This is a genomic window from Maribacter sp. MJ134 (assembly GCF_003970695.1).
Classification (GTDB): Bacteria; Bacteroidota; Bacteroidia; order Flavobacteriales; family Flavobacteriaceae; genus Maribacter.
On the sequence record NZ_CP034570.1, the window covers coordinates 1,554,070 to 1,578,827 of the forward strand.

Here is a 24,758-nt window from a genome sequence, read left to right on the forward strand (position 1 = left end):
AAAAATGAAAAAGAAATTTATTTATGTCCTTGCCGCCTTTATAGGATTATATTCCTGCGGTGATGACTTTTCAGAGACCCCAGCAGTGGGTGCACTAAGTGATGATGCCTTGGCAAACACCACCGGTGTAGATTTATTGCTTACCGGAGCTTATTCCGTATTGGATGGGCAAAGAAATAATAGCCCTGGAAATCAATTTGGCGTAAGTGGCGATAATTGGTGGACAGATGTAATGTCTGACGATGCACACAAAGGAAGTAACGATGCGGATCAAGAAGAGTTGTTTCAAATGGAGACCAACGACATCAGAACTGGAAATGGGTACTTTAGATCTAAATTTGCCGCCTTGTATGCAGGGGTGAATAGAGCAAATGCTGCGCTTAATGTAATACAGAACATCGACACGAGCACCTTGCTGGAAGCGGATGTGACCAAACTAGCACAACAAGAGGGTGAAGCCCGATTTTTAAGAGGCCATTATTATTTTGAATTGACTAAAATATATGGAAATGTTTCCATTATTTCAGTAGAAAATTTTCAAGAGTTGGCGTTTAATCAGCCCAATACTGGTCCGGCATGGGATCAAATCGAGTCAGATTTTCAATTCGCAATTGATAATTTACCTGCTACAAGGGCAGATCAGCCAGATGCAGGAAGACCAACAGCCGTAGTTGCTAAAGCTTTCTTGGGAAAGGCTTTGTTATACCAACAGGATTTTGGTCCTGCACTGACACTTCTTAACGAGGTAATCAATAGTGGTGAGTTTGCTTTAGCTCCCGAATTCTTGGATAATTTTACTTCTGCCGGCGAAAACGGTCCAGAATCTGTATTCGCTATTCAGTTCGCAGCTGATGATGGTTTTTCTTTCAATGGAAATATTGGAAGTACACTGAACTTTCCAGGTGGTGGTCCTTTCGGTTCTTGTTGTGGTTTTTATCAGCCGACTATTGATTTGGCCAACGCCTTTCAAGTTGATGCTGATGGTTTACCATTCTTGGGCACAACGGACATACCTGTTTTCAAAAATGACTATAACATTCAGTCAGACGAAGCTTTTGACCCTGATACCACGACTCCTGTAGACCCAAGATTGGACTATACGGTAGGAAGACGGGGGATAGACTATAATGGTTTTGGCGTACATGTCGGAAAAGAATGGATACGCGCAGCTCCTATAGCTGACATCTCCGGTCCTTACCTTCCAAAAAAGAGCGTGTATCAAGAAAGCGAAGTAGGTGTAAGCCGCGGTCAAGGAGACTGGGGACAAGAACGTTCTGGAATCAACTATAACATCATGCGCTATGCCGATGTACTTCTAATGGCAGCAGAAGCTGCGGTTGAGACCGGTGATTTAGCTACGGCTTTAAATTATGTCAACCAAGTTAGAAATAGAGCCGCTAATACCTCCGTGGTACAAGCTGTAGACGGAAGTGGTCCTGCTGCCAACTATGTGGTAGGTCTTTATCCTTCTTTTCCAGATGCGGAGTTTGCAAGACAGGCAGTGCGATACGAGCGCAGAATAGAATTGGGTATGGAAGGCCATAGACTTTTTGATTTAAGAAGGTGGGGCGTTACCACTACCGTATTGCCGCAGTATTACACCAATGAAACCAGAGTTATCGAAAACTTTGGTCCAAAGGTATTACCGTACCAAGCCACATTTGATTTAATTCCAATTCCGGTAGATGCTATTGATTTAAGTCAAGGCGTACTTACCCAGAACCCGGGGTATTAAATTGAAGTAGTTCATTAAATTTCAAAATTACTTGGACAGAGCGTTATGATAACGCTCTGTCCTTTTTTATAGCATTCCTACTTAAGTACATTATCACGGCTATTATACCTGCCATATATTTTTCTTTTAACTGCGTTTAACATACATTTATACGTCAATTATCCGCTAAGGATACCGAACTTCAATCACGATTTTATCTTAAATATGATACATATCGCTATGCGAAAAATACATCTAGGTTTTCTATTCTTATTCATACTGGTAATTCTTTCCTGCAACCAAGAGGAAAAGAAATTATTTACAAGGATTTCCTCAAATGACACCAATATTCAATTTAACAACAACATCATAGAAACGGACAGTTTCAATATCCTCAATAGCGAGTATATTTTTAATGGGGGCGGTGTAGGAATTGGCGATTTCAATAATGACGGTAAGCCAGATATATTTTTTAGTGGCAACCAGGTAGCAAATCAACTTTATTTAAACGAAGGAGACTTCTCCTTTAAAAATATATCGAAAAAAGCAAATATCCAGGCAGAAGCTAGCTGGAATACAGGTATCGCCGTTACAGATATTAATTTGGACGGCTTTTTGGATATATATGTGTGCTCTGCCATGCTTCCTTCCGACGAAGAGCGTAAAAACCTACTTTTCGTCAACCAAGGTTTGGATAAGGATGGCGTACCCATTTTCAAGGAAATGGCCGAGACATATGGAATTGCTGGTAGCGCAAATAGTATGGGAGCAACTTTTTTCGATTATGATAAAGACGGGCTTTTAGACCTCTACGTCCTTAATAACGTTGATATACATTTGCTTCCGGCCAACTACCGTAAAAAAATAACCGACGGTACGGCAGATAGCAATGATCGGCTGTATAGAAATAATGGGGATGGTACTTTTACGGATGTAAGTAAAGAGGCTGGTATTCTGATAGAGGGTTATGGACTTGGCTTGGCAATAGCCGATATAAACTATGATGGCTGGCCAGACATTTATGTAAGTAACGATTACTTGAGTAATGACCTACTCTACATCAACAATAAAAACGGAACGTTCTCCAATAAAATCAGTACTAAAATAAAGCACCAAAGCAAGTTCTCTATGGGGAACGACATCTCTGATTTTAATAACGATGGTTATGTAGATATTATCACCTTGGATATGCTAGGAGAAACAAACCAAAGAACAAAAACTACGATTCCCAATACCAAATACGCCAACTATATATTTAATGACAAATTTGGCTACGAATACCAATACACTCGTAATATGTTACAGAAGGGAAATGGTCCTGATGTTCCTTTCAGTGAAATAGGTCTCATGGCCGGGATTGCAAGAACAGATTGGAGCTGGTCTCCCCTATTTGCCGACATGGACAATGATGGCTACAGAGATCTTTTGATAACCAACGGATTTCCTCGAGATATTACGGATTTAGATTTTGGGGATTTTAAGTTTAATGTAAGTCGATACTTAAATGAAAGTCAAATCCTAGATTCCATACCACAGATAAAAATACCTAACTATGCTTACCAGAACACTGGCAAGCCTAAATTTAAAGATGTTAGTGAAGATTGGGGACTAGACATCCCATCATTTTCTAACGGAGCGGCCGTAGTAGACTTGGATAATGATGGTGATTTGGACTACATCGTCAATAATATAAATGATAAGGCATTTGTTTTCAGGAACAACAGCAATGAAGTCAAGGAGAATAAAAATAACTTTTTAAGAATCTCTTTATATGGTCCAGAAAAAAATCCTTCGGGAATTGGAACGAAAATAGTGGTTTGGTTTAATGACGGCACATTCATGTATCAAGAGCATTATTTAGGTAGAGGTTATATGTCCACCATTGAAGGTGGTATTCATTTAGGACTTGGCAACAAAAAGGAACCGACAGTTATAGAAGTAGTATGGCCCGATGGAAAATATCAAAAATTAAATGACCTAGAAAAGAATTCATTTATTAAAATAGATTACGCCTCATCTGGTTCTATTTCGCCAGAACTATTAAAATTTCCGTTAGTTCCTAAAAAAGTAGAGCCCTACTTTACTGAGGTTTCGAATACGGTCGGAGTTGACTTTTTACACCAAGAAGAAGATATCGTAGATTATAGCGTTCAACGCATACTGCCACATAAACTTACCCAAAACGGTCCAACGATTGTCAACGGAGACTTGAACAACGATGGCATGGAAGATTTCATTGTTGGTAGTTCCGCTGGGTATTCGCCAAGCATATTCTTTCAAAATAAAAATGGGGAATTTAATGAGAAACCCCTATTTAGAGAGGAAAACCTTTTAAAGTATGAGCAGGAAGGAATGGCGCTGTTTGATCTAGAAAACGATGGTGACCTCGATTTATATTTAGTTTCGGGAAGCAACGAATTTATGGTCAAGGATAATGACTTTTATACGGATATCCTGCTGATAAACGATGGTAAAGGAAGTTTTAAAGTGGCACCTAATTTGCACCCTAGAATAAAAGGGAGTGGTTCGGTTGTTAAAGCCATGGACTTTGACAAAGATGGTTACACGGATCTTTTCGTTGGAGGTCGTACACCCTTTGCGAAATACCCCTTGCCAGAAAAAAGCTATCTACTTAAAAACAATAATGGAAAACTGACAGACGTAACCGAAACAGTGGCCCCTGAGTTTAAAGAACTAGGTATGATTACCGATGCAGTTTGGAAAGATGTTACCGAAGATGGGTTAGAGGATTTAATCGTAATAGGTGAATTTATGCCAATTACCATATTCCAAAACGAGAAAACCGGCCTTAAAAAGCTAGAGAATACTGGCTTAGAAGAATTATCGGGTTGGTGGGAAGTTATTGAGGGTGCAGATTTTGATAACGACGGCGACATAGATTTTGTTGTTGGTAACATGGGATCCAATAATCAATACCAACCGTCAAAAGAACGACCTGTTCATCTCATTGCTAAAGATTTTGATAACAATGGCAATATAGACCCCATACTATTTGCTCATAATCGTAGAGATTTTAATGACAATATCTATGAATCTTTTCCTGTACATTTTTGGGGCGACCTTTACGGACAAAGCACGCTTTTCCGTTCAAGATTCAATTCTTACAAAAATTATTCAAAAGCCAATCTGCAAACTTTACTTTCGAAGGAGGAACTAGATGGAGCACTTACGCTAACGGGCAATTACGATAAGAGCATCTATATAGAAAATTTAGGCGAGGGCAATTTCTCCTACCAAAGCTTACCTTGGCAAGCACAAGTGGGTCCCGTAAACGACATAGCAATTTCAGATTATGATTCCGATGGGTATTTGGATATGTTGTTGGTTGGAAACGACTATGGCAATGAAACCTTTGTAGGGCGATACGATGCCCATAACGGACTATTTTTAAGGGGTGATAATAAAGGAGGTTTTGAGGCAATAGAAAGCAAGGATAGTGGTTTTCTAGTTCCGGGAGACGCCAAGAACATTGCTTTAGTCAAGAGTGCAAGGGGGGGCAAACCGTATATCATAGCCACTCAGAATAGAAATAAGCTCCTCGTTTTTCAGAAAAAATAGGCTTTACGATATATTGAAAGTAAATATCAGTTTTAAAAAATTACCAATTCTAAAAGCATCAAGAACAATGGGGTTTATTTTTTCAGAAAACATATATTCATATTGTTTTCTATTTCTTATTCTTTTTGGTTCGTGCGCTCCTAATGAGGAAAAAAGGGCAGCCAAACTATATACAACCCATTGTGCTAGTTGTCATGTATTACCGAATATAGCAGACTTACCCAAAAATGTATGGGAGGAAGGTGTCCTGCCAGAAATGGCGGCGAGAATGGGCGTTATCTACGAGGGAAATAATCCGTATTTAAATCTTACCTTTAAAGAGCAAGAAGCTAGAATGAAATCGGGCGTTTATCCCGCCAAACCTATAATTTCCATGGAGGATTGGGATAATCTTAAGAGCTACATCCTTTCCATGGCCCCAGATTCCTTAATCAGTAATAAAACCAAGGCCCCTAAGGAGCTTGCACAGTTTCAAACTAAACAGGTAAACTTGGATAATAGAAAAGGAACCCTCGTCACCTTTCTAGAGTTCAACAAGAGTAATAAGAGCATTATTACTGCGGATTTGAATGGAACGGTTAATAAACTAAGCGCTCAGTCTGATAGCGTAAGTCAAACGTTTCAAACAGAGAAAGCGATAACCTCCTATGTTGAAAAAAAGGAATTTTCCTATACCACCAGTGTAGGCTATCTAAATCCTTCGGAAATAGCTAGAGGCTACCTTGAGATATCAAACATAAATACAAATCATCGGCTACCTTTTACCTTACATAGGCCCGTGCATACTTTAGTAGAGGATCTTAATGGAGATGGACGCGATGAAATAGTGATATGTGAATTCGGACATTTGACCGGAGCGCTATCCCTTTTTGTAAAACAGGATAGCTTAAATTATAAAAAAGAGATACTCTTGGGTGTTCCTGGAACTACACGAACCATAGCAAGGGATATGAATGGCGATAATAAGTTGGATTTGGTGGTACTCAGTTCTCAGGGAAGAGAGAATATAACCATACTTTATCAAAAAGACAATCTTACATTTACCCCCGAAACCGTTATACAATTTAATCCTGTATATGGTTCAAGTTGGTTTGAGCTTGTGGATTTTGACAGTGACGGTGACGACGATATACTAACCGTTCACGGAGACAACGGAGATAAAAGCTATATCCAAAAACCTTATCATGGATTACGAATACATCTAAACAACGGGGAAAATAAATTTGAGGAACATTTTTTCTATCCACTGAACGGAGCTACCAGATTAGTCACCAATGATTTTGATGAGGATGGCGATTTAGATATAGCTTTATTAGCTACTTTTCCTGATTACGAGCATAAACCTAAATCCAGCTTTGTTTATTTGGAAAATTTGGATACAGAAAAATTTCGTTTTCAAGATTTCACTTTCGAGGATGCCAATTTAGGGCGATGGTTACTGTTAGATTCTGGGGATGTTGATCAAGACGGAGATGAAGATATTATACTAAGTGCTTTTACATACGGCTTTACTCCGGTTCCCGAATACTTAGCAGATATTTGGGACAATAGCGATACGGATATCATGATATTGAAAAATAATTTATATCAGAATTGATTCTTTAGTCCATTGTTTCCTGTAAAGAAGGCTTAAATTGACTATAAATTCAATTTCCCGGTAACTTCTGCGCTACAAACCAATCATACAATTCTTCAGTGTTATAAGCTTTGACCCATGAATTATGACCTATCCCGGGATACTTAGTGAACCGAATGTCATATCCCATTTCTTTAAGTCTGCTAACCATTGTTTCAGATTCCGTGACAGGAATGGATTTATCTTCTTCACCGTGAAATACCCAGATGGGCATATCTTTATTTATCCAAGAAGCATAAGGCACAGGCGTCATACCACAAACTACGGCCATTGCCGCAAAAGTCTCCGGGTACTGCACAGCAAGTTCCCAAGCGGCGCCACCTCCCCTACTTAAACCGGTTAAATATATTCTTCTCTTGTCCACTCTATTATTGGTGACAACAGTGTCCAAAAGCTGTTTTACCGCCCTAGTATTCCACCATTTTTTTTGATACGGATTTTGTGGAGCTAAGATTAAAAAAGGGAATTTTTTTCCTTGCACAATAAGCTTAGGAGGTCCGTTTCTTTTAATGGTGACCAAACTATCTCCAGATTCTCCACCGCCATGCAAGAAAAGAAGAATTGGGTATTCCCTATCGGGTTCTTCCAGATAATCTTCAGGATAATATAAATAATAACTCAGGTTTTCCTTGATGGTAGTTTCCATCTCGTCATCCACTAAATTTGGTTTAACTTGGGAAGCGCAGCTGGTTACTATCAGCACGATTAAAATATACCTTAAAAAATCCATTAATGAATTTAAATTTATTAATGGCTCCAATATAAAGAAATCCGTTGGTTCTTTCTCCTTTCTATGTAGAATAAACAAATAGCCATTTCATAAAGCTTGGGTGTCTTTTTCATTCCCGAAAATGCACAAAAAAAGGAGACTCTTTATTTGAGCCTCCTTTAGTATATTAAAAGATTCGTTTATCTATCTGTACAGTGTAAAATGCCCAACATAACGTTGTTGGCTTTTATCGTTGGCATTAACAACGTACCAATAATCTCCTGTTGGTACTTCCTTGCCCTCATACGTACCATCCCAATTGGTAATTTCATTAAGAATAGCCACTACCCTTCCATACCGATCATAGATTTTCACTTCTATGTTTGGAAAGAACTCCCTATTTTCCGGTGACCAAACATCGTTCAAATTATCTCCATCTGGTGTAAAGAAATTAGGTATTTCCAACATACCCGTAAATTCGAAGGGCACTTGAACCATGGCAACACAACCATTGGAATCTACCACTCTAACATTAACCACACCACTATCATTAGTAGTGAATACGGTTTCTTCTCCATAAGACTCACTATTGAAGAAATACTCATAACCTCCAAATCCGCCCTCGGCAAGTGCCGTTAGTTCATTAGGACCTGTTTTTGTCGCCGTCAGCACCAATGGGTTATACGCATCAATAGAGAATTCCACAAAGTTGGTACAACCATTTTGATGATATATATATACCGTATGATCACCAGCTGGCAAATCGCCCCAAGTATTCTCAACTCCTGCATTGGCAGTAATAGGGTCGGTAGGGTCCAAAGGATCCAAAGCGAACATTAAATCAGACATTAGGCTGTTATCCAATACCTGAACGGTTACCGTACTGTTCGGGAAAATTCCTTCACAACCGTACTGTACTATTGGCTCTGCGGTTAAATCAACACCTATTCCTATAGTGAATACTGCGGTAGACGGGCACAAGTTAGCGTCTTGCGTGTATATAGCATAGGAAGCTCCTCCTTGCAGACCAGATATAACTTGACCATCATAAGGTGCAAAAACACCAGTGCCTGTTTCATCAATAGGATCTATCATCTCTATTTTATATTCAAAATACGGAGTAGGACTTACAAGTGGGTCTACAAAAGGTGTTCCTCCTGTAATATCAAAAACCACGGTTCCGTCGTTGGCACCTATACATAATTCTGGTGTTGTCTGGATATTGACTATTTCTACCACATCCGGCTCTGTAACCGTAATAAAGTCTTTCTCAAAACAGCCATTTTCATCTTGAATCAATATCTCATAAGTACCCGCAGCAAGTTCATCAAAAGTGTAACTTCCCGGGGTGCTTGGCTCACTAAAGAATTCATTAAAATTAGGACCTATTGCAAATTGAATTAAGCCTATGCCTCCTGATAATACCTCAACGGTAATCGTTCCGTCTTGTTCACCATTACAGCTTACAGGCGTAGGACTAGCATCAAAAGTGATGGGTTCTGGTCTTATAATTTCGAACGGTCCAGCAATATCCATACAGGTTGCCCCACTGGTAACAGCGATGTAATATGCCGTTCCAGCTGGTAAGCCTTCAAATGTTCCGTTTGGTTGAGGGCCTCTAAAAAGAGTTGCCGAAGCAGCCGGATTAAATGCGTCTATGGGATCACCAACGTACAAATAAAACAAATCATCGCCAACGCCACCATTTACGAAGGACTCTATTCTACCGTCCAATTCCGAAGCACAGGAAATATCGTCCGGTAAATTAGGCAATAGGGTTATTCCCGTAGCATTGGTCATTGTTATACCATTTGACCTTACTGGTGAACATATACTCAATGTTGTAACTTTTCTAACATCGAATTGATAGGTTATTCCTTGAACGCCTGGAATTAAAACCGAGGTGCCCGCCATAGTTTGGTAAGGTCCTACCACTACACCATTTTCGACCGGTGCATACTCATAGGTAAATAAAGGGTCAGGATTTTCAATAGATAATCTCATTTCACCGTCGCCACCACATCCTGGCACCCTAGTCTGCACCAATAATGGAGCTACTGGTGGTGGTGGGTCTACAAAATAGGGCTCCGTAACGTATAGACAATCAAAACTTGACGATACTTCTATAGCATACCATCCGGCACTTATAAAACCACCGCTTGTGCCAATGAAGGTTGGCGAATTCTGAAGCCCGCTGCTGGAAACTACATCCGTACGGTCATTACTGTTTAAGTATAATAATCTATAGTTGTATCCAGCTCCAGGAAATCCGCCGGTAGCACCCGCTGAAGCAGAAAGTGCATCACCCGTGGTTGGATCATAAGCTTCTAAGACAGCATTATTTCCGTTGGGGCAATCCAAACCTTGCGGCTCACGAATACCAGCGTCAATTTGTGGTACCTCTTCCAATTCAATATCAACACTATTAATACAACCTTCTATATCCCTAATCTCAACTTGATAAAAACCGAATTCTAATCCCGTAAACTCGTTCGTATTTGAAAATGGGACTACTTCAGTAGTATACGTAGCACCACCATCGGTACTGAACAATAATCTATAGTCGTAAGGGAAAGTATCCCATCCGCCTTGCCCAATAGCTTCTATCTCTCCGCTATCATTACCACAGCCAACATTTCCGACAGGGGTTGCAGTCACTATTAAATCACCGTTAGGAGTTCTAATGTTAGCTACATTACTGTCATTTGAACAAAATGGCATAGCATCAGCAACTACTTCTACTATTAAATTGCCACCTGGAAGTCCTGTAATTCTGGCTTCATCACCATTGATATCGGGAAAATCCGTAGTCGCAAAACTACCTGTCGTTATTGGGGTAGATTTGGTGGTATCATCGGCCATATACACTGTATAGGAATAATCACCTACATAATTGGTTACTTCTATAAATAATTCTCCATCGTTTCCAGGTGTAAAACAGCTTACCGGTTTGGCTTCCGTAATAGAAACAACTGGTTGTTCCGGTTCCAGCACCGTATGCGCGGGTAATGGATAGGTACAACCTCCTATATTATCCGTTATTTCAAATAAGTAGTCTCCAGATGCCGGCAAGAACACATCTATATAGTTATTTCCGGAAGTATTTGTAACCGGAGAAACAGGAGTCACTGAAACCGTAGAAACTGTAAAATCCGTTGTTCCGATAACTTGAATACGCACCCTTTCATCATCTCTACAGTTCAAAGGGTCTACCTCTATAATAGAAGGAACGACATCGGTTGGTGGATTTATCGTCGGTAAATCAAAGGTAGTCCTACAACCATTGGCGTCCATGGCGTATACGGTGATGTTCTGCGAGACTCCGGTATCCACGATTTCAAACGTATGACCTGTAGCGGTATTCCCAATTTCATAATTCTCAAATCCAGTTATACTAAATTGATAATCCGTGTTTAGCGTTCCAGTTCCCGGATTTGTAATAGTGACTACAATATCTGTTGAACTAAATCTGTTGGCACCCGGCTCACAAGAAAAATCCGCTGCAGTAGCAGAGATAGTGAAGTCTAGAGGTTCAGTAATAGTAACATCTACCTCATGGGTACATCCTTTATCCGAAATCACTTGGGCGATATAGTTCCCAGGTGGCAAATTGTCAAATGATCCCGAAGTGTTGGTGAACAATGCCGTTGGTGAAGGAGGTAGCGGAAGACTTCCAGTATAAATATTGTATGCAGTAATACCATCGATATCCGTTCCCGGTGATAAGGTGATATTGATACTACCATCATCTGCACCATTACAACTTACATTTGTTGCGCCATCATCTACGATCAAAGGTGCCGTAGGGATGGTACTAATGATATCCTGTACGAGAAAAGTACAATTATTCGTGCCATCAGTAACCTGATTATCAGTAACCAAAACCTGATATTCTCCAGCCGCTATACCATTAAATACACCGGTAGCATTATTGGTTATGGCAACCCCGAGGTTGTCCTGTAGTTCAAAATCAAAATCCCCACTACCACCATTTGCAGTTATGGTAATGATACCATCCGGGTCTGTACAATTGGGTTCAAAACTAAATCCGCCCGAAGCCGATAATACTTGAAAAACCTCTGGCTCCGAAAATCCTGTACAGCCGTTCGCATCTATGACATCAACTCTATACGTTCCAATACTCCCTACCGTAAACACAGCTTCCCATCTATTATCCCCGGCATCGAAAACACCAGGTTGGGTCAACCCTCCAAGAGTAAAGCTAGGCGTATCTATATTCGCGGGCATATGAACCTCAATAGTAAAGGTTGCCGCTAAAACATCGCACTGATTACTAACATCAAAAGTTGGTGGTGGCAATGGTGGGTCTTCTGTAATTACCGCAGCCGAAATTCGATAGGCACAATTTCTGGAATCCCTCACCCAAATGTCATAATCTAGACCTGGAGCCGGAGCACCTGGCAATATTACGGTGGATGCATCAGTAAAATCATCCGTAGGGTCACTCGGGGTAAGTGTTCCATCCTCATCCACAGGATTTCCTGAAGGCACGTAGGCATATTCATAAGGGCTGTCCACAGCAAAAGGAGTTCCGCCGCTACCACGAACGGTTAACTGACCATCGGCATTACAATTGGCATTTATATTTTCAATAACGTCTACCCTAGGTTCATTTAATGTTGCAACAGCATTGGCTCCGTCTGAACAATCGGTCCCGTTATCATATACAAGAATACTATATGCCCCTTCGGGTACTTGATATGTTCCCGTAGTCGAAGCGGTAGTTTCCGCTATAAAAAGGGCCCCAGTATCCGTATTCCTAATCTCAATATCATAAGGTCCAACGATAGCTGTTCCACTGATTACATAGTCCAAGTCCACCAAATTACCTGGAATACAGGAAGCATTATCTATGGTCAGTGCCACATCTAAATCCGAAGGTCCGTCAGGAACCTCGATAACTTCTTGGTAAATACAGTTCGTAGCCGTATCAACCACCTCAACGGTAAATGTTTCTCCAAATTGAATATTACTGAAGCAGTATCTTCGTACTGGAGGAGCTCCACCTAAGGATATGTAGGTAAATGGAGGGGCACCGCCATCAACCACCCTAATATCGAAAGGACCTGTTCCCCCTGTAATATCTACACAATACGTGAAACCACCAGGAGTACAAACTAAAGGTAAAGTTGTGTTGTCCGGTATGATGTTTACTGCCGTACTTCCAACAGTTACCAAATCGGTTGTACTACAACCTCTAGCATCAATCGTGATAACATTATAGTTGCCGGGAAATATGGCTACATCGTAAATATCAAGTGGATATGTCGTAGCACCGTCTGTAGTGATTCGTGTAATTTCTGTTCCAAACGCATCTTCAACGATATATGTATATTCTGGAACACCATTGGTTACACCCGTAATTTGAATCCCGCCAGAGACTACACTGGCACTACAAGAAGCGTCCAATGGCAGTACAGCGGCATCGGGAGCTGGGTTCGTATCCGGCGCAATGACAACATCTACAATTCCCGGTATTAAACAGCCCCTACTATCTTTTACAAGATACTCATAGGTTCCCACGGATAACCCGGAGTACACGGTTTGAGAAGAATAGGTAAATGCACCATCATCTCCCACGCCGTATGTAAGACTTCCATCTGGTCCAAATTTTATTTCGAACGGTGGAATACCCCCCGTAGCATCCGGTATTATTTGAACGAAACCACTATTAGGGTCACCACAGCTAGTACCTGTTGCGTTGTGTGTCGCAACAATATTAGTAGGCTCATCAAATGTTATGGGTTCAGAAGTATCCGTACAAGTATTATTGTCTACGACAGACACGGTATAATCCCCATGCTCGCCGAAAGGAACGGTATAGGTAAACGTGTCCGATGGTAATGGTAACCCAGTAAAACCAGGTACTGCAACGCCTTCCTTTACTATCGTATATGACGTATTGGACAAATCACTTATGTTCCCACCTGAAATGGCTATTCCCAAAGTTCCGTCACCCGCACAGGGTATCTCATCAACAATGCTAAGTGTTACGTTTATAGCAGGTGGAATGGTAATCGATACTTGATTTGTACAATTATTATCATCCTCTACCTCAACGATATAAGTTCCAGGAACTAGATTGTTAAAGGTTGGACTTGCTTGAAGTGGTCCATTATTAATTCGATATTCATGACCGGGTCCGCCACCAGAAGACGTTACGGTTACCGAACCATTAGTGGTAGCCGAAAAACATAAATCCGAACTAACGATACTAATTGATGGTGGTACTCTTTCTTCTAAATCGAAAGTAAAGGTCGATGTACAACCTTCTGAATCTTCAACAGTTAGGGTATAGACATCAGATGGGTCTAAAGCATCGGTAGCTTCCGTTAAATTTCCGAAAAATCTACCGGATTTTGGTCCCACGGTGAGGCCAGAAGGGTATTCCAAACTATATCTATTACCACCCCAGCCGCCAGTGGCGATGGCCTCTACCCTACCAGTATTATTATTATCACAGGTCATTGGGCTAACTGCACTCCCACTTAAATCCAAAACTGCCGCCTCGTTAATATCAAAAGAGGAGGTATCCGTACAACCGGTATCCGCATCCGTAACGGTAATAGTATATGTTCCTGCCCCGGACAAGGGTAAGTCTATCTCTGCATCGTTTTGAGGTCCCCCTGTATAAAGTCCGCCATTGATATCGTAGGTATAATTATTGGCAAAACCATCCACTATAAAAGTACCTGTGCCATCAGTAGCACCATTACAGACTCGTAAATCTCCGCCGGATTTTACTCTTACTCGAATAGAACTGAGCACCGCTGGACTAAATCCTTCTGTATAAATACAACCGTTAGCATCCGTTATCTGAAAAATATAGGAAGTACTTGTACTCAGACCTGTTATAACATTGTTGGTATTGTCCCCGTCCGCATCAAAACCAGGCGTGGGACTAATGACTTCATATCTCACTATGGCCGCATTTGACGTAGGTGTCAATGTAACGTCAGAAGTACCTGCCGCACAATTGACATTGCTCTGGACAAAATCAATATCCGTTGGTGGGTCAACGTCAAGGATATCTATAGGGGTCAGTTCTAAACGGCATCCCCCGCCATCTCTAATAATAGGCGTATAGGTTCCTGCCGATAAATTAGGATATGAGGTAATGGTCGTAAAATTAACTCCATCAATACTGAATACATAACCACTCCCGGAACCACCAGAAAATGGTCCAACAAAATCGATTTGTCCTCCAATGGTTCCACCAGAACCGTCACAGGATACGTCAGAAATTTTATTTGCCCCACCAGAAATTGCACCTACATTGGCAACGGTCACACTTGGCAAGTCCAAAGTACATTCAAAACCACCCTGTTGGTAACGAACTGCAATGTCATTATAACTACCTGCAGCAACCGATATTTGAGGTGTGGTAACCCAAGGGTCTCCAGTATTAACGCGATAGGACAGATTATAACCTCTTGCGTCGTTCACCGTAAATTCAATCTGCGCACCTCCATTACTGCACGTACCGTCAATACCACTTACATTTATATCCGGAGGCAGCAACTCCTCTACGTTAGAAGATGCAGAAATAGTACATCCGTTACTATCCGTTATAATAAAGTCATAGGTTCCAGCGACGCTAACCGTATGTGTAGTCGTACCTGTATTACTTACTGTATCACCGAAAGATGGTTGAACGGGACCTCCATTAATGGTAAACGTATAAGGCGCTGAACCACCACTAGCATTCAATGTAATATCTACACTAGAAATTGTAGCACAACCAAAACTACTATTAACCTCCGTGGAGGCATCCAAAGCGTTTAACCCGGCACCGATGATGATTTGGTTTCCGGAAGTGTCCAGACTTTGTCGTGGAGGATCTATCCCGTTCAAAGGGTCACCTGTACATTGTTGTGTTTCTACCTGAACGGTATACGTTCCAAAACCTACGGCAGAAAATGTATACGGATTGTCAGGTATAAAAGCGGTAAATTCTTGGGCTACACCACTAGAATTAAGGAGCGTATATTTATAGGGACCTGGAACATTGTTCGCAGTTACCGTTATACTACCGGTATCCCCACTACATTGGGCATCTATAAAAGTCGCTTGGATATCAATATCCAATTGGTCAATTGTTATGGGTTCATAAGGATACTCACAGGTATTAGCGGTATTTCGTAACCGTGCCAGTATATTGTATGTCCCTGAGCTAAGGTTATCAAAAATTGGTCCCTGCCATGAAGTACCTCCATCAATACTAAACTCGTAAGCACTAGACAGGTTGGTAATCTGAATTCTTCCAGGTACTCCGCAAATATTATCCTGCTTAACAAAGGTTTGGGTAATGGTACTCTTCTTTACTTTAAAATAAAAAATCTGACCATCGGCTACTACTCGGAACTCCGCTCCGGTCGTTGCTGGTAATGTACTCGCGTCTAAAGAAAAAGTTTGACCCGAGGCCAAAGAACTATAACAGGATCCGGTATTTGGACAATCCTCATTGATATCTGGAGTACAGCTACCGCCTAGAACTTCCCAAGAAACAGAACTGTAAGGTCCTCCGGAAAGGCTTATTGTTCGATCATCGAAATCTCCGCATAGATTAAATCGGGCAACGGTAAATCCATTATCACTACAACCTACCTCTTCATCGGCACCTTGTATGATGGTCGTAAACATTGCTGGCGCTAGGGCACTATTCTCTTCATTGGTAAAAGAATAGTTGCTTATGTCGGTATGTTCTTCACCTGTATTTGTATTCGAAGATGTCTTTTCAACAGTTTTTTCAAGCACATGTACAGCCTCAACAAATAGTACGGGAACATTTGAGTTTGCTATAGCTGTGGAACCGATTACCGATAAAACTACCAGTAATAGTGTATACAGCGTATACCTCGGTTTTTTTGAGAGCATAGGTTAAGTTGAGTTTTGGTAAAAACAATGAAGACTTGGGAATCCTCACTATTCTTTGGTGTAATTGTTTCTACTTATAAATTCTATTTATCTTTAAACAAATATTTTCATTACCATATAACATATTTCTAACGTAGACCTATGAAAAAAAGTGTCCTTTGTCTTCATATTTTCGTTGTAATGCTTAATTTTTCTTGTGGGCAAAACATTGAAAATAAAGTAATTACCCCTGAAACGGTTCCATTTACAAGCGTGTTGTACGTCGATGAGCTACAGATACCATGGGGCTTTACCTTTCTTCCTGAAGGAGGAATTTTAATTACAGAGAAATCGGGAAAATTAATCCATTTTTTAAGCGGGAAAAAGACGATTATCGGTAATATTCCTGAAATTTATCAGAGAGGTCAAGGCGGATTATTGGATGTTGAACTACACCCAAAATACAAGGAAAACGGATGGATATATCTTACTTATGCTTCTCAAGAGGGAGATGAAAAAGGCGGTCATACCGCCCTAATGCGTGCCAAAATTAAGGACAATGCCTTGGTAGAAAAACAGCTATTGTATAAGGCGGGTCCTAATACCACAAAAGGACAACATTTTGGTTCTCGGATAGTCTTTGATGATAAGGGATATCTCTATTTTTCCATTGGTGAGCGTGGTGCCAGAGATGTAAATCCACAGGATATTAAAAGAGACGGTGGTAAAATATATAGATTGTTTGATGATGGACGTATTCCACCGGACAATCCCTTCGTAAATGAGAAGGGTGCAAAAACCGCAATCTACAGCTACGGACATAGAAATCCACAGGGATTGATAAAACATCCTGAAAACGGACAAATATGGGACCATGAACATGGACCTAGAGGTGGCGATGAAATCAACATCATTAAAAAAGGTGCAAACTATGGTTGGCCTTTAGTAACCTATGGCATTAATTATAGTGGAACTACAATTACGGACAAACAGGAGATGCCGGGTATGGAAGGACCGATTCACTATTGGGTTCCGTCGATAGCTCCAAGCGGAATGGCGTTTGTGACTTCGGACAACTATCCCGGTTGGAAGGGTAGTTTATTGGTCGGTTCCTTGGCATTTCAGTATTTGGAAAGATTAGAAATCGAGGGCACTAAGGTTATCCGCAGAGAAAAATTACTTGGAGGAGAAGGAAGAGTACGTGCGGTAGAACAAGGACCGGATGGCCTAATTTACGTTGCCGTCGAAGGTAAGGGTATCTATAAACTTGTTCCTAAATCATAACCTCCAATGAAAGCTACCCTAACCGTATATTTTTTAGTGGTAATATCCTTGGGATTTTCTCTTGTTCAAGAGTCACAATTAAAAGAAAGTATGCAACGTGGAAGTGAAATCTATGCGGATTTCTGCGTTACCTGTCATTTAGCCAACGGCGAAGGTGTGTCTCACGTTTTCCCTCCTTTGGCCAATTCAGATTACTTGGTCAAAAATAGGACTGCAAGTATTAAAGGAGTGAAATACGGACAGCAAGGAGAGATTACCGTCAATGGTGTAACTTATAATAGCGCTATGGCGTCTTTAGGCTTAACGGATGACGAAGTTGCCGACGTGATGAATTTTGTCCTCAACTCTTGGGGAAATACCTCGGATAAGATGGTTACCACGGCAGAGGTGAGTGCAATTAAAAAATAAGGTGAATCTACTTTTTCCTACCCGCCTCTAAAGCCCTTTTAACGGAACCATGTTCCTTTAATAATTTTTCAGCTTCCCCATAGGTAACGCCTAAACCTTCCACGATATATCTAGTGCCTCTATCCACAAGCTTGTCATTACTAAGCTGCATGTTCACCATTTTGTTTCCCTTTACCCGACCAATACGTATCATTAGAGCGGTAGAAATCATATTAAGCACTAATTTCTGCGAAGTTCCACTTTTCATTCGTGTACTACCCGTTACAAACTCCGGCCCAACGTTTACCGCTATTGGAATATCGGCCAACTGGGCTAATGGAGAGCCTGGGTTATTGGTAATACCTCCAGTCAAAATACCTCTTTCTTTCGCATCTTTAAGTCCTCCTATAACGTAAGGTGTTGTACCTGAGGCTGCTATTCCAACAACCACATCATTGTTGGTTATCGCATGTTCTTCCAAATCTAACCAAGCCTGCTTTGTATCATCCTCTGCGTTTTCTACTGCCTTTCTAATGGCGGTATCTCCACCGGCTATCAATCCCACTACGCGTTCGTGCGGCATTCCAAAAGTTGGTGGAATTTCCGAAGCGTCGAGGATACCCAAGCGGCCACTCGTTCCTGCCCCTATGTAAAACAGCCTACCTCCTCTTTCAAAACGATTGCTTAGTTCATCCACTAAAAGGGTAATTTGAGGTATGACTTCAGCCACTGCATCCGCTATTTTCTTGTCCTCATTGTTCATATTAACCAAAATAGTATTGGTATCCATGAGTTCCAGATCATTATGATTAGAAGGAGTTTCGGTAATCTTTTCGTATGCCATGTTTATAGTATTCTAATATCGTTGTTCTTAAAAGCGGTAAGCAGCTTATCTTCCGGAGCGAGCTCCGTAATCATGGTATTAATCGTGTTGATGTCACAGGTTTTATAGCGATGTTGGGAATTCAATTTTTCAGAAATCGAAAGCAAGACCGTTTTTTTTGATGCCTTGATAACCGCCTTTTTGATTTGAACAATATCCCAATCAAATTCCGTAAGACCATACAGCGCATCTACATAACCGGTACCTATGAAAGAATAATCTACCCGAATTTCAGATAAGTTATGTATAGCGTTTGCGCCAATTGAAATCTGCGCCTCTTTAGCTATCTGTCCTCCAATGGATATTACCGTAACGTTAGGTTTATTGGAAAGCTCCATAGCCACGGGTAAACTGATGGTAAAACAGGTAAGATGTAAGGTATCTGGAATAAGTCTTGTCATTTCCAAACAAGTAGTACCTCCATCGATAAAGATAACGGCACCGTCTTTTAACATGGTAATCGCTTTCCTTGCAATCGTCGTTTTATCCTCTAGCGCGTATATGTTATTGTTTCGTGCACTGTTGGTAGTAAAACCCAAAGAAATTGCTCCCCCGTGAACTTTCCTTAACTTTTTCTCCGCATCCAATTCTTTAACATCCCTCCTAACGGTATCAATAGAAACATCTAGGGTCTCTGCAATGTCCGTTAGAAGAATTCTGTTGTGCAGTTCAACTTCGTTCAATATAGTCTGCTGTCGTTCTTCTTTTAACATTTCTGGGGTCTTGTTCTTTACACTTATGCAAAGATAATCAAATAATTTACTTGCAGTTTTATACAGTTCTATATAAACAAATGATTAAATTATTTTTAAATAAAGCAAAAAACAGCAATTTAAATGGCAAAAAACAGCAAAATTTAAATTTATTGCCTATATTTGCCTGAATTTGATTTATAACTAATCCGTTACGTATCTGGCATGAAAAGTATTGAAACTAAAGACCGTATTGCTATTGCTTATCAACCTGTAGGCCAATTCGAGGAGACTCGCTTTGAGAAAATACACAATGTGATTTTTTCGGATTCTAACGAGGCATCCATTAGAGTTGCTGAAGAAATAGCCGACCTCATCAGAAAAAAACAGGCGCAAAATAAAAATTGCGTACTGGGTTTGGCCACAGGCTCCTCCCCTATTCGTGTGTACGAAGAACTTGTACGCCAACACAAAGAAGAGGGTTTAAGTTTTCACAACGTAATCACCTTTAATTTAGATGAATACCTACCCATGGAGAAAAGTAATATACAGAGTTACTATTACTTCATGCATGAGCACTTGTTCAATCATGTAGATATCCCTTCTAAAAATGTTCATATCCCGGACGGTACCGTTTCCAGTGATGAAACAGTGGCTTACTGCCTGTCCTACGAAAAGAAAATCAAGGAACACGGCGGACTCGATTTTCAACTCTTGGGAATTGGGCGTACGGGCCATATCGGTTTTAACGAACCGGGGTCTCATTTTAATTCCGGAACCAGGGTAATTACCTTAGACCACATCACCAGGGTTGATGCGGCACCATCATTTCTTGGGATTGACAACGTTCCGAGAAAAGCGATCACGATGGGAATTGCGACCGTAAGAAAAGCCAAACGTATTGTGCTTCTAGGTTGGGGGGAGAATAAGGCAGGAATCATTAAAAAAACGATTGAGGGCACCATATCATCACAAGTTCCAGCAACCTATTTACAGGAACATAAGAACTGTACGTTTGTTTTGGATAAAGGAGCGGGAAGCGAGCTTACTAGAAACAAGACGCCTTGGTTAGTGGACACTTGCGAATGGACAGAAGAGCTCATTTCAAAGGCTATGGTCTGGCTTTGTGAAAAAACCGGGAAGACGGTTTTGAGTCTAACCGACAAAGACTATAACGATAATGGCATGGCCGATCTATTGGCCTTGGAAGATTCTTATGATTTGAATATAAAAATGTTCAATAAGTTACAACATACCATCACAGGTTGGCCGGGAGGCAAGCCAAACGCAGATGATAGTAAACGTCCGGAAAGAGCTACCCCGGTAAAAAAACGTGTAATCATATTCAGCCCACATCCGGACGATGATGTCATATCCATGGGAGGAACTTTTGATAGGCTTGTCGAGCAAGGCCACGATGTGCATATTGTATATCAGACGTCCGGAAATATTGCCGTATCGGATACCGATGCACGAAAGTATGCCGAAATAGCCATGCAAATAAATCCCTCTGAAAAAGCACAGAAAATTATTGATGATATCTCTCAAAAAAATGAAAGCAAGCTAGATTCTAAGGAAGTTAGGCGGTTAAAGGGAAATATCAGAAGAGGGGAGTCTTACGCCGCAACGAGGTATATGGGACTAAAAGATGCCAATGTGCATTTCTTGGACCTCCCCTTTTATGAAACGGGTACCATCAAAAAAAATAACCTGTCCGAAGATGATATCATCCTTATGATGGATGTTATACAACAGATAAAACCGCATCAAATTTTTGCCGCAGGAGACCTTGCGGATCCGCACGGAACGCATAAAGTGTGTTTAGATGCCGTTTTGGAAGCTATGAATAGATTAAAGACAGAATCCTTTATGGACGAATGTTGGTTATGGCTGTATAGAGGCGCATGGCATGAGTGGGACATCAATGAAATTGAAATGGCCGTACCCATGAGCCCTAGCCAGGTTATGAAAAAAAGAAATGCCATATTCTGCCACCAATCGCAAAAGGACGGGGTAATGTTCCAAGGTGATGATTCCCGTGAATTTTGGATGAGGGCAGAAGAACGCAACAGGGATACCGCAAACAAATACAAGGCACTCGGAATGGCTTCTTATGCAGCTATGGAAGCATTTGTAAGACACAAGTTCGATTCAGAATAAAACCATTTTAAAAAGGCTTATTTTAGTGATTAAATAGGCCTTTTTTATACTATGTCAAGACATTTTCAACTCCTTCTTTTCTTCCTAAGCCTTAGTTCCTGTGGTATTTTCAATTCTTTTGAAAAAAAACCAAAAAGAGAGTTCAGGGGGGTCTGGATAGCTACCGTGGTCAATATTGATTGGCCTAAAAACGGTAATGACAACGCTGAAAAGCAAAAGGCAGATTTTTTGAACATACTGAACTTTTACCAACAACTGAATTACAATGCCGTAATTGTACAGGTAAGGGCGGCCGGCGATGCGTTCTACCCATCTGAGTTTGCTCCGTGGTCTAGGTTCCTGACAGGACTTGAAGGTAAGAAGCCAGATTGGAGCGAGAACAATTTGGAGTGGATGATCTCAGAGACCCATAAAAGAGGTATGGAATTTCACGCGTGGCTCAACCCATATCGCGCTACTTTCGATGAGGATTTTGAGGTATTGAGTGAAACCCATGACTATTGTACCCATCCGGAATGGATGGTGCATTACGGTAAGAAAAACTACTATAATCCAGGACTTCCCGAGGTAAGAGCTCACTTTTCGAAAATTATTGCGGAAATAGTCTCAACTTACGATATAGATGCCATTCATTTTGATGATTATTTCTACCCTTACCAAATAACGGATGTAGTTTTCGATGACTCTTTGGCCTTTAAAACCCATGCTCTAGCAAACCAGTCATTAGACGACTGGAGGCGCAGTAATATAGATTCCTTGGTAAAAGAAACACATCGGACTATAAAATCCATTAAACCGTGGGTGCAATTTGGAATTAGTCCGTTCGGTGTTTGGAAAAACGATACAACCGACCCCAGAGGTTCCGACACTAGGGCCGGACAAACCACTTACGAAGACCTCTATGCAGACCCCTTACTTTGGATGGAGGAAGGTTGGATAGACTATTTGGCCCCGCAAGTGTATTGGAGTATGGAGCTTCCCGTGGCCTCGCACAGAAAAATTGTAAACTGGTGGGCGAAAAATAATCATAACACCAATCTATATATCGGTAACGGAGCCTATAAAATTAGGAATAACAGTGATGAAGCTTGGGAAAATAAAAAGGAACTACCGAATCAATTTAAACTGGCCAGGGAGATTCCGGAAATATCGGGAAATATAGTATTTAGCGCAAAATCGTTACTGAACAATAACCCTGATGTAACAAAATACATCAAAAGAAAACTATATAGCGAACCCTCCCTTACCCCAATCACCAGCAAAACCAACGAACCACCGCAGACCGTAAAACTAATGCTGCAATCACAAGATTCGGAAAATGTAAATTTTACGATTATTGACCAAGAAAAGTATAAATATGTCTTATGGTATACATCCGGACGAAACGTAAAATCTGAATATCATATAGAAAAATTACAGGGAAAAATGCTGATTAACGAGAAATCTAAAATTATACAAATTCCAAAAAGTAATATAAAGGGAAATTATTTTGCCCTATCATTTTTAGACAGATATGGAAGGGAAACCAAACCAGTTGTTTTACATTTAAAGGAAATTATTTACGATGATTCAAAAAAATAAATGGGCATGGGCGTGGGTCCCGTCACTATACTTCGCGCAGGGCTTGCCTTACGCTTTGGTGGTGACGGTATCCGTTATTATGTACAAAAGACTGGGTTTTAGTAATTCTGATTTAGGGCTATATACTAGTTTGTTGTATTTACCGTGGGTAATTAAACCCTTGTGGAGTCCGTTTGTGGATATAAAAAGTACCAAACGAAATTGGTTTTTGGGAATGCAACTTTTGGCCTCGGTAGCACTTTTAGCTATCGGATTAGCATTGCCTACAAACATTTTTTTCGTAACCAGTTTAGCGTGTTTCTGGATGGTGGCCTTTGCATCCGCAACGAACGACATTGCTACGGATGGTTACTATATGATAGGCCTTACGGAAGACAAACAGTCCTTCTTCGTAGGGATGCGGAGTGTATTCTATAAGCTGGCCAACGTTACGGGCCAGGGACTTCTTGTAGTACTAGCAGGATTTCTCGAAAACAAATATGGAGATAATACCAGGGCATGGTCATATACTATGATATGTGCAGGCTCAATTATGTTGCTCATGACGCTGACCAACTTCATCGCTACGCCAAAATTTGAAAGTTCTGATGCCATAGTCCTAGACAAACCCAAGGGTTTTTGGGAGGTCTTTGTTTCCTTCTTTAAAAAACCGGGAATGGGAATTGCCATCACATTTATTCTTTTTTTTAGACTTGGTGAATCGCAATTGGTTAAAATGGCCTCTCCTTTTCTGTTAGACCCGACATCGGTTGGAGGCTTGGGATACAGTACTTCTGAGGTGGGAACAATTTACGGGACCATAGGTGTTATATTTTTGACCGTTGGCGGTATTCTAGGTGGTATTTTAATATCAAGACATGGTTTAAAAAAATGGATGCTACCGATGCTTATTTCCCTCAACGCTCCAAATGCACTTTACGCACTACTAGCAATAACTGGGACCACGGAGGCCTGGGCGGTAACCGGTACCGTAATCGTGGAACAGTTTGGCTATGGTTTTGGAATCGCAGGCTTTATGGTATATCTCATTTATATAGCAGAAGGGAATTCTAAAACTTCGCACTATGCCCTAGCCACTGGTTTTATGGCCTTAGGAATGATGTTACCAGGGTTAATAAGTGGTTTTATGCAAGAGTGGCTTGGCTACGACGGATTCTTTATTTGGGTAGTATTAGCTGCCCTACCTGCGTTTATTTTATTGAAGTTTATTAAATATCCCCCGAATTTTGGCAAGGTCAAAGTAGAAGCGAACTAGT

At 40.8% G+C, this 24,758-nt stretch carries 12 protein-coding genes; 8 read left to right on the forward strand and 4 right to left on the reverse strand.

The window, feature by feature from the left end; translation table 11 throughout:
* Positions 1–4 precede the first annotated feature (4 nt).
* From EJ994_RS06750 to EJ994_RS06760, 3 genes are all read left to right on the forward strand, one after another.
* Positions 5–1,735: a RagB/SusD family nutrient uptake outer membrane protein gene (locus tag EJ994_RS06750; protein WP_126591771.1), complete on the forward strand. Its 1,731-nt coding sequence runs from the start codon at positions 5–7 to the stop codon at positions 1,733–1,735.
* A gap of 219 nt (positions 1,736–1,954) precedes the next feature.
* The gene (locus tag EJ994_RS06755) at positions 1,955–5,293 is read left to right on the forward strand and encodes a VCBS repeat-containing protein (RefSeq protein ID WP_126591772.1); all 3,339 of its coding nucleotides are present in this window, start codon (positions 1,955–1,957) and stop codon (positions 5,291–5,293) included.
* A 67-nt stretch (positions 5,294–5,360) separates the two neighbouring features.
* A complete protein-coding gene (locus EJ994_RS06760; RefSeq protein ID WP_126591773.1) occupies positions 5,361–6,890 on the forward strand; it encodes an FG-GAP-like repeat-containing protein in 1,530 nt (509 codons plus the stop codon).
* Between the two features lie 49 nt (positions 6,891–6,939).
* On the opposite strand, the gene EJ994_RS06765 is transcribed toward EJ994_RS06760, so the two are convergent.
* Positions 6,940–7,659 (reverse strand): dienelactone hydrolase family protein, encoded by a 720-nt coding sequence (locus EJ994_RS06765; protein ID WP_126591774.1) that lies wholly within the window; start codon positions 7,657–7,659, stop codon positions 6,940–6,942.
* A 183-nt stretch (positions 7,660–7,842) separates the two neighbouring features.
* Entirely contained in the window at positions 7,843–16,536 is an 8,694-nt protein-coding gene (locus EJ994_RS06770; protein WP_126591775.1) for a T9SS type B sorting domain-containing protein, read from the reverse strand.
* A gap of 141 nt (positions 16,537–16,677) precedes the next feature.
* On the opposite strand from EJ994_RS06770, the gene EJ994_RS06775 reads away from it, so the two are divergent.
* Positions 16,678–17,799: a PQQ-dependent sugar dehydrogenase gene (locus EJ994_RS06775; protein ID WP_126591776.1), complete on the forward strand. Its 1,122-nt coding sequence runs from the start codon at positions 16,678–16,680 to the stop codon at positions 17,797–17,799.
* Positions 17,800–17,805: 6 nt separating this feature from the next.
* The gene (locus tag EJ994_RS06780) at positions 17,806–18,207 is read left to right on the forward strand and encodes a c-type cytochrome (RefSeq protein WP_241240875.1); all 402 of its coding nucleotides are present in this window, start codon (positions 17,806–17,808) and stop codon (positions 18,205–18,207) included.
* 7 nt (positions 18,208–18,214) lie between these two features.
* Here the strand turns inward: EJ994_RS06780 and murQ are convergent, their stop codons facing one another.
* Positions 18,215–19,030 (reverse strand): N-acetylmuramic acid 6-phosphate etherase, encoded by an 816-nt coding sequence (gene murQ / locus EJ994_RS06785; RefSeq protein WP_126591777.1) that lies wholly within the window; start codon positions 19,028–19,030, stop codon positions 18,215–18,217.
* Positions 19,031–19,032: 2 nt separating this feature from the next.
* Positions 19,033–19,782, reverse strand: coding sequence for a DeoR/GlpR family DNA-binding transcription regulator (locus tag EJ994_RS06790; RefSeq protein WP_099572662.1), 750 nt, complete (start codon positions 19,780–19,782; stop codon positions 19,033–19,035).
* Between the two features lie 204 nt (positions 19,783–19,986).
* Here EJ994_RS06790 and nagB point away from each other — a divergent pair, with 204 nt between their 5' ends.
* The 3 genes from nagB to EJ994_RS06805 are packed head-to-tail and all read left to right on the forward strand — an operon-like array spanning position 19,987 to position 24,757.
* A complete protein-coding gene (nagB, locus tag EJ994_RS06795; protein WP_126591778.1) occupies positions 19,987–21,921 on the forward strand; it encodes a glucosamine-6-phosphate deaminase in 1,935 nt (644 codons plus the stop codon).
* 51 nt (positions 21,922–21,972) lie between these two features.
* Positions 21,973–23,502: a glycoside hydrolase family 10 protein gene (locus EJ994_RS06800; RefSeq protein ID WP_126591779.1), complete on the forward strand. Its 1,530-nt coding sequence runs from the start codon at positions 21,973–21,975 to the stop codon at positions 23,500–23,502.
* Entirely contained in the window at positions 23,486–24,757 is a 1,272-nt protein-coding gene (locus EJ994_RS06805) for an MFS transporter (protein WP_126591780.1), read from the forward strand. Before EJ994_RS06800 ends, EJ994_RS06805 begins: the two co-directional genes overlap by 17 nt.
* Position 24,758: the final 1 nt, after the last annotated feature.

What these genes read in the sequence shown, in the direction of transcription:
- EJ994_RS06750 (WP_126591771.1), top strand. Translation starts at nt 5, where the DNA reads ATGAAAAAGAAATTTATTTATGTCCTTGCCGCCTTTATAGGATTATAT.
- EJ994_RS06755 (WP_126591772.1), top strand. Translation starts at nt 1,955, where the DNA reads ATGCGAAAAATACATCTAGGTTTTCTATTCTTATTCATACTGGTAATT.
- EJ994_RS06760 (WP_126591773.1), top strand. Translation starts at nt 5,361, where the DNA reads ATGGGGTTTATTTTTTCAGAAAACATATATTCATATTGTTTTCTATTT.
- EJ994_RS06765 (WP_126591774.1), bottom strand. Translation starts at nt 7,659, where the DNA reads ATGGATTTTTTAAGGTATATTTTAATCGTGCTGATAGTAACCAGCTGC.
- EJ994_RS06770 (WP_126591775.1), bottom strand. Translation starts at nt 16,536, where the DNA reads ATGCTCTCAAAAAAACCGAGGTATACGCTGTATACACTATTACTGGTA.
- EJ994_RS06775 (WP_126591776.1), top strand. Translation starts at nt 16,678, where the DNA reads ATGAAAAAAAGTGTCCTTTGTCTTCATATTTTCGTTGTAATGCTTAAT.
- EJ994_RS06780 (WP_241240875.1), top strand. Translation starts at nt 17,806, where the DNA reads ATGAAAGCTACCCTAACCGTATATTTTTTAGTGGTAATATCCTTGGGA.
- murQ (WP_126591777.1), bottom strand. Translation starts at nt 19,030, where the DNA reads ATGGCATACGAAAAGATTACCGAAACTCCTTCTAATCATAATGATCTG.
- EJ994_RS06790 (WP_099572662.1), bottom strand. Translation starts at nt 19,782, where the DNA reads ATGTTAAAAGAAGAACGACAGCAGACTATATTGAACGAAGTTGAACTG.
- nagB (WP_126591778.1), top strand. Translation starts at nt 19,987, where the DNA reads ATGAAAAGTATTGAAACTAAAGACCGTATTGCTATTGCTTATCAACCT.
- EJ994_RS06800 (WP_126591779.1), top strand. Translation starts at nt 21,973, where the DNA reads ATGTCAAGACATTTTCAACTCCTTCTTTTCTTCCTAAGCCTTAGTTCC.
- EJ994_RS06805 (WP_126591780.1), top strand. Translation starts at nt 23,486, where the DNA reads ATGATTCAAAAAAATAAATGGGCATGGGCGTGGGTCCCGTCACTATAC.